General features: G+C 36.3%; 10 protein-coding genes. 5 read left to right on the top strand and 5 right to left on the bottom strand.

The annotated features are described in order from the left end of the window. The first annotated feature begins 835 nt into the window (after positions 1-835). Complete coding sequence (locus FHR29_RS00370) at positions 836-1,417, top strand: DUF3267 domain-containing protein (RefSeq protein WP_183911773.1); 582 nt, start codon at positions 836-838, stop codon at positions 1,415-1,417. A 109-nt stretch (positions 1,418-1,526) separates the two neighbouring features. Here FHR29_RS00370 and FHR29_RS00375 read toward each other — a convergent pair whose 3' ends face one another. The 3 genes from FHR29_RS00375 to FHR29_RS00385 all read right to left on the bottom strand — a co-directional run bounded on the left by FHR29_RS00375 (position 1,527) and on the right by FHR29_RS00385 (position 6,004). Further along, positions 1,527-2,975, bottom strand: coding sequence for a hypothetical protein (locus FHR29_RS00375; protein WP_183911774.1), 1,449 nt, complete (start codon positions 2,973-2,975; stop codon positions 1,527-1,529). Between the two features lie 608 nt (positions 2,976-3,583). After that, positions 3,584-4,801, bottom strand: coding sequence for a hypothetical protein (locus FHR29_RS00380; RefSeq protein WP_183911775.1), 1,218 nt, complete (start codon positions 4,799-4,801; stop codon positions 3,584-3,586). A gap of 177 nt (positions 4,802-4,978) precedes the next feature. Continuing rightward, positions 4,979-6,004, bottom strand: a complete 1,026-nt coding sequence (locus FHR29_RS00385; protein WP_183911776.1) for a LacI family DNA-binding transcriptional regulator — start codon at positions 6,002-6,004, stop codon at positions 4,979-4,981. A gap of 532 nt (positions 6,005-6,536) precedes the next feature. Here FHR29_RS00385 and punC point away from each other — a divergent pair. After that, on the top strand, positions 6,537-7,745 hold the full coding sequence (gene punC, locus FHR29_RS00390; RefSeq protein ID WP_221197768.1) for a purine nucleoside transporter PunC: 1,209 nt from the start codon (positions 6,537-6,539) through the stop codon (positions 7,743-7,745). A gap of 8 nt (positions 7,746-7,753) precedes the next feature. Here the strand turns inward: punC and FHR29_RS00395 are convergent, their stop codons facing one another. Continuing rightward, positions 7,754-8,815 carry a hypothetical protein gene (locus FHR29_RS00395; RefSeq protein ID WP_183911777.1) on the bottom strand — a complete coding sequence of 354 codons (1,062 nt, stop codon included), beginning with the start codon at positions 8,813-8,815 and terminating at the stop codon, positions 7,754-7,756. A gap of 414 nt (positions 8,816-9,229) precedes the next feature. Here FHR29_RS00395 and FHR29_RS26510 point away from each other — a divergent pair, with 414 nt between their 5' ends. The 3 genes from FHR29_RS26510 to FHR29_RS00405 all read left to right on the top strand — a co-directional run bounded on the left by FHR29_RS26510 (position 9,230) and on the right by FHR29_RS00405 (position 11,842). Further along, a complete protein-coding gene (locus tag FHR29_RS26510) occupies positions 9,230-9,361 on the top strand; it encodes a hypothetical protein (protein WP_021188240.1) in 132 nt (43 codons plus the stop codon). A gap of 115 nt (positions 9,362-9,476) precedes the next feature. Beyond that, positions 9,477-11,162, top strand: a complete 1,686-nt coding sequence (locus tag FHR29_RS00400; RefSeq protein WP_183911778.1) for a tetratricopeptide repeat-containing sensor histidine kinase — start codon at positions 9,477-9,479, stop codon at positions 11,160-11,162. 14 nt (positions 11,163-11,176) lie between these two features. After that, a complete protein-coding gene (locus FHR29_RS00405) occupies positions 11,177-11,842 on the top strand; it encodes a response regulator (RefSeq protein WP_183911779.1) in 666 nt (221 codons plus the stop codon). A 96-nt stretch (positions 11,843-11,938) separates the two neighbouring features. On the opposite strand, the gene FHR29_RS00410 is transcribed toward FHR29_RS00405, so the two are convergent. Continuing rightward, complete coding sequence (locus FHR29_RS00410) at positions 11,939-12,658, bottom strand: outer membrane beta-barrel protein (protein WP_183911780.1); 720 nt, start codon at positions 12,656-12,658, stop codon at positions 11,939-11,941. Positions 12,659-13,014: the final 356 nt, after the last annotated feature.

Genomic DNA, 13,014 nt, shown 5'->3' on the forward strand with positions numbered 1-13,014 from the left:
CGTTGTGAAATGTGGCTTTACTTATTTGTGATCATATAGTTGCAGGTTATTTCTCATCAGCTATGATAATATGAGTTTTTCTAGAATGTAAAAACCCATAATATTGCCAACAAATCTTATTAAGAATATAATATAATCTTTGGTAAAGAACATGGTAAGGTCAAGAACTCCGGTATGCTGGAAAGGAAAGATCAGACATATTTCGACAGAACAACATTAACCTTCAGTAAATATCGCCAATGCTTTTTTTGAGCATTGAGCTGTTGTAATTTAGTATTGCTGATCAACAAAGCCGTTAGCCAACCATCTAGCACAAAGAGAGGATAGCTTCGGCCCCCAGGAAAACAATAATTACGAAAATAACCTTAGAAATAGAGTATGAATAACTTTTTTATCAAGATAAAAATCAATAACTTAGAATTAAAATCAATCCATGTTCAAGAATTGGATACTTATGAGATGACTCAATTTGATGGTGGAGTTCTCAGAATAATCGATTCATTTATGTCAATTTAAATTTATGAATAAAAAGATTTATTATTTGCTAGCAGCAGTAGTAGGAATATTAATTTATTTTATCATTACTTACTTATTTCAGTTCGTTCAATAGCATTAAATTTCTAAGGAGTAAAAGATGAGTTTGGATGTAGTTGATTGCAAATAAATAGTAGGACACATTTATGGGATTAAATAATATTTTACAGCTATACGTAAAGAATAAAAGATTCATTATAATAGCAACAATTTCAGTATTTGCAATTTATAAAATTGGGTATTACTGTGGTGGACTTTTATTTAAATTTTTATAAATGAAAGTACGTTATTGAGTAAGTATATGGAACAAAATTTATTAGAAAATTATATAAAGGAGATTAGAACTATTGATTTAGCCAAGGCAAATATTTTTTCTCTGCTCTTATTCATACCCATCATTTTAGTATATGGTCTTCCCTTTTATTTGATATGGGGTGAACTGGATTTTATTGGAGTATTTGTGGAGAGTTTTAGAGAAAATCCCCTCTTTCCGATAGCTGTTGTAATCGTTCTACTTGCTGGAATAGTTGTACATGAATTAATTCACGGAGTTACTTTTGCTCTTTTCGCTAAGCATGGATTTAAATCCATAAAGTTTGGAATCTTATTAAAGATGTTAACTCCCTATTGCCACTGCAAAGAACCTTTAAGAGTTAGACAGTATATAGTAGGAGCTATTATGCCTGCCATTATTTTAGGAGTACTCCCAGCCTTTATCGCAATTTTTACGGGTAATGTGTTCTTGTTAATATTTGCTATATTTTTTACGGGCGCCGCAGCTGGTGATTTTATGATCATCAACCTGATATGGAAAGAAGATAAAGATACGATGGTCTTAGATCACCCCTCAGAGGCAGGCTGTTTTATTTTCAAGAAAATATAATATATTTCAGTACCCTAATTACTATTTATCGTTTTTTTACTTAATATCTGGAAAATAATAAGACAATAGTACTCCTTATTATTTTCCAGATAATTAAAGGATATAGCTTTTATAAGTTATTTATTTTCATGGATGATACCTTATCATTGAAAGTAGAAAGGTAAGTTGATGAAGAGGTAACAATCAAACTATCTCCTGTGAAGTTGTTTCCGTTAAATAAGATAACCTTTACATTAGCGCCAACTTTGATGGATGATATGCTGTTGTCTGTAACGCCTTTGGCAAGCAAATCTGCTGTTGTATAATTTCCTTTCGAAAAGCTCCCTTTTACCCCTGCATAAGAAGCATTAGAGTAGGTGAAAACCGAGTCTTGATTTGTGGTCAATTGTCCGTTATTATATTGGAAAGAGTATACGTTGGAAGTTGTATGACCATTCTGTAGAAGCAGTTTCACCTTTAATTCGTAAGGTGTATTGCCTTTAAAACTTAATTCGCTTAAATCTATTGCCCCCTGAATGCCGCCTCCGGGCTGAGGAGTGAATCGCCAAGTTATTGCATTGTAGTCTTTATTGACCCCTGTTCCTTCATTGTTGACATTAGGATCCATGTATACTAAAATATCACTTACCGGTAATGTTGAAGTATAGGACCCGCTAAGAAAGATCTTCTGTTGATTATTATCAATATTAAATTGGGGTTGCACAGTATAGGTCGGTACCTGATAAGGCGTAATAGAAGTTGATGCTGATTGAAATACTTCATTTCTGTTCAAGATAGCGGCATCAGATTCGGTTAAAAATGTTGGCTCGCCTTTACTGAAACTATAATTTCCGCTACCCATCAATGAGGTACCTAGTAACGGTTCTTCGCTGATGTATTTTGCGCGGTTATGTGGAAGGTTTAATCCGTGTCCAAGCTCATGTAGCATACCACCTAAATAGTTGGAATTGGGGTTTGGGATACCATTAACAGACATAGAAGAATTGTCTACTGCAAAACAAAATTTTCCATAACCGTAAAATGGTTGGCTCCCGTCTCCATCTGTTCTCGCAGGCAAGAGAACCAGGTAGTGGTTATTGGAGGAAAACTGAGTTGGATTATTCGTTCTGAAAGCTTTGATTTCATTAATGATCTTTCCTGCAGAAATAGCTGAGCTATAAGGGTAGTCTGCTTGCGCGCCAGCAGCGGGAATTTCAATTATTTTGACGAGTCCTGTTAATTGATCGACTGGCAAACCTAAGTAGGTGCTGTATCCATACCTTGACATCTCATTGTGTATCCAATTTTGAAAATGGATAAATAGTGCAGAAAGCCTAGTCTTATAATCGCTTAAAGCAGGATTATCTGTTGGTACAAACATGACGATGTTTAAATTAACAGGATTTGATACGAATTCCTGATTCGTTAATGTGGCATTTTCGTTGAGCTTATTGCTTAAAGTTGATTCATTGATATTCGTACTATCCACAGCGGGTTTTGAACACGCGGCACTCAAAAGTACCAGCGAGAGGACAACTGTTTTTGAAAAACGAGACAGCCTTAATGGTTTTTGTTTCATAATCTTTGATTATTTATAAATGTTTATAATTGTTAATGGATTTTGTTCAATGGGAGAAAGAATTAAAATCTATTTCTATATTATAAATAACTCTTTAATAGTCAGTGTGAAATACTTATAGCAATCGATTGCTTAATCCACGAAAACGATTAAGAAAGGGGATAATTTATGCTGATGTTCTTTCTAGCTTTAATCTGGGGAAAATAGATTTAATGCTAATCATCAGCCGACGGATGAAAGATAAAAATTACGCTAATTTCTGGAAAGATGACTTCCAAAAACAACTAAATGTACGTGATCTTGAAGAATGCGTTGGAAGTATACAATAATAGTCCCTGTGGCATCTGCACATTTTTAAAAAATTAATGCTTGCATAAATTTGGTAAAAACGACATTGGGACTGGAAGATACATAACTTTTTGTCTAGAGGTACTGAAGAAGATGTTGTTGGATTTGGAAAATTAAGAATTTGAAATTTAATTTTAAACAATAAAAGCTTAAAGAATCAGATAAACAGCGCAAAAGATATTCAGAACATAAAAGCATTTACGTGTTATAGATTGATTATCTGCAGCTGTATTTTATTTTGTAAAGCTACCTTTTCATCTTTAATAAGAAGCGTTAGAGAAGGTTAAGGAAGAGTCCAGTCTAGTCGTTAACTTTCCGTTATTATATTGGAAAGGAAAGACATCTGATGTTATATGTCCATTTTGTAAGAGAAGTTTAATCTTTAATTCATAGGGAGTATTGTTTTTGAAGTTTAATTCATTTAAATCAATTGTCCCTTGAATTAATCCAATAGATTGAGGTGAAAATCGCCATGTAACAGCATTATAATCTTTATTGACTCCCGTGCCTTCATTGTTAACATTAGGATCCATATAGACTAAAATATCACTTACCGGAAGTGTTGAAGTATAGGAGCCGTTTACAAAGAGTTTTTGTTGACGATTGTCAATATTAAATCTAGGTTGCAAGCTGTATATGGGTTTTAGATAGGGGGTGCTAGAAGATTTGGCGGGTTGAAAAACTTCATTTCTGTTCAAAATAGCGGCATCAGATTCGGTTAGAAATGTTGGTTGCCCTTTACTGAAACTGTAATTTCCACTGCCCATCAATGAAGTACCGTGTATAAATCCTTCACTGTATTTAGCTTCACTGTGAGGAAGATTTAATCCGTGACCCAGCTCATGTAACATACCGCCCAAATAGTTGGAATTGGGGTTTGGTATACCAGTAACAGACATTTCCGAATTGTCAACAGCAAAACAAAATTTTCCGTGACGATAAAAAGGCTGATTACCGCCGTCAGTTCTTGCTGGTAGCAAAACTAAACAGTGGTTATCGGATGAAAACTGAGCTGGATTTTTAGTTTTAAAAGTTTTGATTTCATTGATGATCTTACCTACAGAAATAGCAGACTTGTACGGATAATCTGCCTGTGTCCCTGAAGCTGGAATTTCAATAATTTTGACGAGTCCTGTTAGTTGATCTACAGGCAGGCCTAAGTAGGTGCTGTATCCATACCGCATCATCTCGGTATGTATCCAGTTTTGAAAATAAACGAATAACGCAGAGAGCCTAGTTTTATAATCTTTTAAAGCTGGATTATCTGTTGGCACAAACATGACAATGTTTAAGTTAACAGGATTTGATACGAATTCATGATTCGTCAATGAAACATTTTCATTGTTATTATTGTTTAAATTTTGATCCTTGATATTCCTACTATCAATCTTGGTCTGTGAACATGAAAAACACATTATTATTAACGGGAGCACGAATGTTTTGACAAATCTCCGCAGTTTCAATGATTTTTTTTTCATGAATTTTAATTAGTTATAATATAATAGATTTTGCTAAATTTGAGAATCAACTTAAACCTATTCCTAATATTAGAGAAAACTTTATATTAATTGGTGCAAAAAAACAGAACAAACGTTTGCGTAATGTGCGAAAACGATTAAGGAGATAATTTAATGTAGATTTATTTACTAATTATTTTAAGAAGATTGACGGATTTCGACCGATGCAGGTAGCTTTATATTTTTAAACAAGGTAGTCTTTTGGGATTGATTCTCCAATATCTCTGATAGGAGTAAAAAAGCTTGAGCTCCCATTTCTTTGGAAGGTTGGACGATGCAAGATAACGGCGGTTCAAAGATGTTTGTAAACCGGAAATTAGCAAAACCAATGAGGGATAGCTGAGCTGGTACTTCAATATGCAGCGCGTGCAGAACTTCTAAAGTTTGGTATGTTAATTGGTCTGAAGCCGTAAATATGGCATCTGGAGGCAATTCTGATTTCATTTTTTGGGATAAATAGAGCATTAACTCTTCTTGACTTTTTCGTCCCTTTTTCTCAACATCAATTGATAGTAAGTTTTTACTATGATATTGGATATTATAGTCTCTAAGGCACTGTAGATAGCCACGCCGACGCTCTTCTACCACTCCCTTCGCAAAACTTGAAATAAAGAGAATATTAGTGCGTCCTTGATTGATTAAATGGGTAATGCTTTCATATACTGCTGCATAATTATCGATGCCTATTTTGTGTGTGTCGATGTTGTAATTTGTCCGGTCCATTAAAACTACTGGAATTCCTTCATCCTTTAATTTCTTCAAATACTCCATCGAGGCCCTATTTCCGGTCGGTGTGATAACAATTGCATCTGCACCTTTCTTATATAAAGTCTCCAAATGGGTCATTTCACATACAGGGTCATCATTGCTTTGCATAATGAGCAGGTTATAAGCGGTCTTGGACATCTGTTCCTCAATCCCCTCTAAAATCTGCGAAAAAAAAGAATTTCCAATTGCCGGGACGATCATTCCAATAATGTTTGTCCTTCCTGTTCTTAATAGTTTTGCATAATGATTGAATGAATAACCATTTTCATTGGCATATTTCTGGATTTCTATCTTCGTTATATTGCTTATTTCATAACTATCCGCCAATGCTTTTGATATTGTACCTGGTGAATAACCCAGAGCTTTAGCAATATCTTTTATTGTTATCCGTTTCATGTTCGTTCGTTTGATGATTCTTTTGATAAATTAAAACCCAGTTTTTGAACACAATATGATCCTGGGTAGGAGAATACAGATGATTTCATTGTCAGTATCTACAATCTGAAATACTCATTTTTGACAACATAGATTCTTAGATTTATAATGAAAATAGTAGCTTTTCCTTATCCAGGTTTTACCCAAAATAGAATATACCGGAGAACAGATTAATCACCACATTAGTCATGTTAACGAATTTATATAACAACTTGGTCGATTTTAGAATACCAAGTATAGACAATCGATTGCTTAATCTACGAAATCGATTGTGTTACATTTTATTTTCTCCTAGTCTTAATTTTATAGTAGTTTTTGTGACTATCCCTAATTGGTTTGCTATATGTTTTGCATCGTACTATTGATAGACAAATAAGGAGAAGATCACGTAAAATGTCAAATCGTAAGTGAGGGGGCTTTTTAAATTACTTAATTTTTCACAAAATTAAACATTGAGCATCTTTGGGTAAGCGTTCCATTAAAATTGTTACCTTTGCAGAAATTTAGTGAAAACGATATGTTGGATAGGAAAAAGAATAGTTTTTTGTTTTTGATTTACTTGGTTGGACTGAGTATTATTGGTTTTTTGGCAACGGATATGTATCTGCCGGCATTTGATATGATGCGTGTGGATCTTTCGACAGATAAGAGTAGTATCAGCGCGAGTTTAAGTTTATTTTTAGCTGGTTATGCTCTTGCACAGCTGGTCTGGGGGCCAATAGCTGATAAGATCGGGAAGCCCAAAACAATCCTTATTGGACTGTCATTGTTTACACTGGCTTCTGTGTGTATTTTTTTTACCAACGATGTGTTATGGTTGCTTATTTTACGTTTACTGCAGGCAATCGGTGTCTGTGCAGCGGCGGTAAGCTGGCAGGCTCTGGTCGTAGAATACTATCCGGCATCGCAGACCAATAAAATTTTCGCGACCATCATGCCGATGGTGGCTTTATCTCCGGCTCTGGCTCCTTTGCTGGGTGTATATCTGTTGCAACATTTTGGATGGAGATCCATCTTTATCACCCTAGCTGGTATCGCCGTGCTCCTGATGCTGTATACCTTCACTTTAATGCGCAAGCAAAAGTTGGATACTCCAGTTGATACAAAAGCAGGTGAAAAAACGAAACAGTCCTATTTTTCACTTTTAAAATCCAACGTGTATGTGGGCAATGTGCTCATCTATGCGTTTTGCTCGGGTTCATTTTTTGCCTGGTTAACGGGCTCTCCATTTTTTCTCAAAGAACTGGGGTACGACGAAAGTCAGATCGGATTGAGCTTTGTTCCGCAGACCATTGCATTTATGCTGGGCGGATATGGCTATCGTGCGCTGGCAAACCGTATTGAGACCAAAAAACTGATGCCGGTTTTACTGATTTTATATTCCGTTTCTCTTCTAGCGATATATGCTATGAGTGTGATGACGACACCTACATTGACATTATTACTGATCCCGTTCTGCGGTATGGCATTAGCAAATGGTGCATGTTACCCGATTGTAGTTGCTCAGGCACTACGTGTTTTTCCAAATAATCTGGGTAAAGCCGCGGGCTTACAAAATGCAATTCAGCTAGGAATCTGTTTTATAGCGAGTGCCATCGTTTCTGTTTTTTCAAAAGATGCACTATTGGCTACATCAATTGTCATGGTAGGGACAATTCCATTTATGTTAATCGCTTATAGGTTGACGGTAAAAGGTAAATAAAAATTATTTTACGGTCCCCGTCTCATGCTTTCTCCGACGGAAAATTCTCCCGGGTAGAGCAGTATGATATAATGATTGGGATCCTTTAATAATTTGAGATCCTGTAAAGCTGATGCGTCTGGGGCAGTTGAAAATTCAACATGATTATTTGTTTTAGAGATCTGTACGGGGTAGATTGTTTTTTCTGTTAAGGTATCAGGATTTGTTTTTATTTTGATATAATTTGGATGATCAGGATCTAGTGTAATAATTTCTGAATATGGCTGTTGCGTTGTATCATTTCCAGAAACATATTGTACCTCGATCAAGCACATCCGTTGTTTTGCGATCAAGAAATGGGATACAGCATACAGGAAGAACAGACCAGCGATCATACCCATAAAATAAATCAGTTGCTTCAACTGAAAATTAGAGAAAGTAACATGCACTTTCATAGACGTTCTTTTTGAGGGCGGTTTTTCCCTGGGGGTTTCCTCGCGGGAAAGCCTCCCTTTTTTTTTGTCTTTATTTTTTAAGATAACCTCCCCATCGCTCGAATTATCCGCAGAAGCTATTTCCACCTCTTCATTTTCGAGTATTTCCTCTTCCGCTATGTGATTTTCCTGTTCTTGACTCTCGTGACCAATTGCTGTTGTACTTGCTTCAGGTACGATCGTTTTTTCATGATCATCAGGATCGCAAAATTCAGGTGTTCGCTTTTTTAAATGGCGCAATTCCCGCCATTTATGGAATGGTCTTGGACCAAACTGTGTGAGTATGGCCAGTAGTTTGACGATGTTTTCGTCGGGATTGCTCGTTTTAGCCGTTATAAAATTTTTAAGCGGTTTCAGTTTATCTAACGGAAATCGACGGATGCTGGTCTCCAGATCATCATATCGTTTGATCGGATTAAAAAAATCCTGAAATACCTGTGTATCTTCTTTCGATAGTCCATTTGCAAATAATTTTAAACTCAAATCTCTTAGATTCCCGGGTGTGGGATTCTCAAGTTTTAGATCTAACTCATGTTGGGAAAGCAACTCCCTAAAGTTACTTATCACCTCTTTTTTAAATTCTTCAAACTCAAACATTGTCCCAAAATTAAAGTAACCCTAGCACCCGATTTTACGGAAAACCGTAAAATAATGGACTCTTTACGCACTTTTTTGCACTGGAATTTTCGGAATTCTATCGGAATTTCTGGAATAATAACGGAAAGGTTGGAAAGATCGGAATCCTTTGATGTTTAGCTTTTTATCTGCGTTAATTTTGATTTGAAATCAGTTGATCAATCGACTAGTTCTTTCTAGGAAAGCGACGAAAAGATTTCATAAGGAGTGGATATCGCGGTCGTTTTTAACCGGTTTGGGAAGCAGTTATTGGTTCCCGCGATTGAAGCTCACTCACTTCCCAAAAAATTCAGAAGGCCTTCTGAAAACATTGTAGTAACCCCGGGCATGAGGCCCGCGGGACTACCAGGTTTTTGACTTTTAATTTTTTGAAAAATGTGGTATTTCATTTTAGCACTTTTATTTGGCAATCCTTCCAATACAGATACAAATCACCCTCAAGCATTATCCTCTGTGCAGGATGTGGACAATGAAGGAAATACTGGTCCTGTTCGTCCTGGTAAATAAGGATAAATAAATATCAGTTAAAATAAGGCAACACAAGGTTGCCTTATTTTGTTTTTAAGCGTCTGGTTGTTTTTCCAGTAAAATTTCGATAAATTCGAACAAAATAAGTTCCTTATTGAAACGCTTTAGCTTATACATACTTATTGTCTTTTTTTATTCCTGTCAACAAGCAGTTATTCAAAAGGAAATTCCTATTGATAATCCGGCTTATGATAAGGCATTCGAGTATCTCGAAATGGGGAAAGCAGATAGTTCTTTCTTCTATTTTAATGCGGCAAAACAGATCTTTTTGGAAAAAGGAGATAGTCTGCAAGTAGCCAAGTGTTTAATCAATATGGCGATTACCCAAAAGGAGCAGGGAGACTATTTTGGATCTCAGGAAACAGCTTTGCAGGCTGTTCCTTTTCTGGATGAAAATAAACCTGAACATCATAGTTTTCTGAGTATGAATTTCAATGCTCTTGGACTTTCTACAGATGAACTTTATGATTATCCAAAGGCTATTCTCTTCTATGAATTAGCAATTAAATATTCTGACGATGCGCAAAATACACTGATCTACCGGAATAATTTAGCGAATGCCTATCTTTATAATAGGGATTATAAAAAAGCTCGTGAGATATATGATGGTATCATCGGTGGTACACATAAAAATGCGGTTGAATATGCGCGTGTGCTGTCCAATCTGACAAGAGTGAAATGGAAGCAGGATCCAACTTACCCTGCAATAAATGACTACCAAAAAGCATTAAAAATTAGGCAACAAGAGCATGATCTTCGTGGGCAAAATTCTAGTTTCCTGCATATAACAGAATATTATGAAGATCAAAAACCTGATTCAGCTTTGTTTTATGCTAAAAAACGTTATGATATTGCTAAAAAAATTGCTAGTCCAGACGATCAAATTAAAGCACTGAAAACATTGATACAATTGAGCCCAAGTGACTCCTCAAAATATTATTTTAAAATTTATAATGTTCTGAACGATAGTATTCAGGAAGCACGTCTCGTTGCAAAAAATCAGTTTACTATGATTCGCTATGAGGTGGAAAAAAATAAGGCAGATAACCTGAGCTTGCAGAAGGATAATGCGGAGAAAGAATTTAATATCGTTAGGCAGCGAATCTGGACATTCTGCGTTTCCTTATTATGTGTTACGGTTATTGTAGGCGGTACTTTATGGTATAAGAGACGCAAAGAACGTATGCAGTTTGAGGCACAAAATAGAATCAAAGCCAATCAGCTTACTATCTCACGTAAGATTCACGATGTGGTAGCCAATGGCCTTTACCGCGTCATGACCGAAATCGAGAACAGGGAAGATATTGACCGGGAAGGGATCCTCGACCGTCTGGAAATGATGTATGAGAAATCTCGTGATATTTCTTACGAAACCGACATAACGCCAGATGCAGAGCCAGATTGTCAGAAACAAGTTGCTGAACTTTTGAAATCTTTTGTGACTGAAAATAGAAAGGTCATTATTGCCGGAAATGATGCTGAGCAATGGGAGGGGGTTACGGCACATATCAAGCATGAAGTTCATCATGTGCTACAGGAACTGATGGTTAATATGCGCAAGCATAGCCAAGCAACCGATGTGGTGATCCGTTTTGACTGGTCTCCTGGGCTATTGCGTATCTTTTACAGTGATAATGGTGTAGGAATGCCCGAATCGCAGGTAAAAGGTAATGGTCTTACCAGTACGGGAAACCGTATTTCTAATTTGGATGGTAAGATTACCTTTGTCAATAATGCAGGGAAAGGGCTAAAGGTTGAAGTGTCCATCCCTATTTTTTAAAAAGATCTTATTATATGTTTAAAAAAGTACTTATAGCCGAAGATCATGAAATTGCCAATATTTCGGTTCAGAAAACACTTCAGGAGCTGGGGATCCAGACAGCAAAATATGTCTATTATTGTGATGATGCATTTACCTGGGTTAAAAATGCACAGCGGGACGGTGAGCCTTACGATCTGTTGATTACCGATCTGACTTTCGAAGAAGATCATAATCCGCAACGTTTATCTGGAGGTTTGGCACTTATTCAGGCAGTTAAAGAGATTCAATCTCAGTTGAAAATCATTGTGTTATCAGCGGAAAGTCGGACTGCTGTTATAGATGAACTTTTTAAAAGCAGAGCCATTGATGGTTATGTGCGTAAAGCAAGACGAGATGCGCAATACCTGAAAGAGGCTTTACAGGCCGCACACCAGGATAAACTTTATCAGTCCCCTGAAATTAAACAGTCTATCCGGGAAAAGAATTCACATGAATTTACTACGCTCGATATTCATATCATTGCCCTATTGGCAAAAGGGATCCTGCAGAAGGATATTCCACATCATTTGCAGCAGCAACAGATAAAGCCATCCGGACTGAGCAGTGTTGAGAAAAGATTGAACCTGATGAAAGAGGTGCTAGAATTTTCGAAGAATGAACAGCTTATTGCTTATTCAAAAGATATCGGTTTAATTTAAATAAACCGATATTCTATCCTTGCCGAACCCGTTATACAGGGCTTCTGAATTTATTTTCAGAAAGCGAATCCCTGTCTATTTAGCACGTACTTTTTATTATTGTAAAGAAGGTCTTAAGAGTTGAAACTGCAACCCTAAACGAAAGACATTTAAACGGGTCGCATCTGATGAGGACGCGCCATCCATCTCCCCTTTATAGTTTTTAGTACCCCAGGCGTAACCCGCAAATACCGTATAACGGTCATAATTGACGTTGAACTGTAGGCGGGGTCTAAGATCCATTTTCATGAGATCCTTGCCTCTGTCTTTTTCAAATTCGGTTTCATTGCCTTTATTGTCTTCAATACTTCCTTTTTCTTTTATCTGAAGCGTGTTGGCGATATCAACGCCCAGTTGCATATCCAAAGTAATAGGTTCAAATGAAAAACGATAGCCAATGAAAGGATTAAAATTTAAAAACTGCTGGTTCAGCTTGGTCATGCCTATGATGTTGTTCGTGTTTTCTAAGCTTTGAAGATATATTTTAGTCTGTAAACGTTCAAATGCACCCTCTACACCCAGTAAGAAATTGTTGCTAAATACGTAGCGGTAGTTGATCGCTCCGCCCAGGTTAATACCATACTTTACTCCAAAAGGATTGTTGGTATAATAGTCCTGTGGGCTAGAACCGTTCAGGAATGATCTAGAATCGCTTCCTGGTCCTGTAAAATTGGAAGAACCTGAAGTAATACCTACCCGCAATTCATGTGATTGGGAAAATGCAAGAATCGGAATACTGCATGTGAATAAGCTTGCTAGAATGATTTTCTTCAACATAAATGGAATTTTTAAATTATTTCATAACAAAGAAACAGCTGCTCCTTATATTATGTTTAAATTTAGGTAAATCATAGCAATAAACCCCATTAAGAATTTTATTTTAAATAAAAAATGGTTAACGTAGGACCTGTACGCTAACCATTTCTTAAAAATTACTAAGTAATCAATTTGTTTGCAGTCGATACAGCATTTTAGGGATAAACTGCATGCAACTGCAAACGTTGTAAATAAAAATTCGCACCTACCTTTAATGTGAATGATACAAAGTTAAAATTCCTAATAACGGGATTTTACGGTTTCCCGTAAAATTAAGATTTTATGACATTTCTGCATTATTTATTGTTTTTAAAGCC

Source organism: Sphingobacterium sp. JUb56 (assembly GCF_014191365.1).
Classification (GTDB): Bacteria; Bacteroidota; Bacteroidia; order Sphingobacteriales; family Sphingobacteriaceae; genus Sphingobacterium; species Sphingobacterium anhuiense.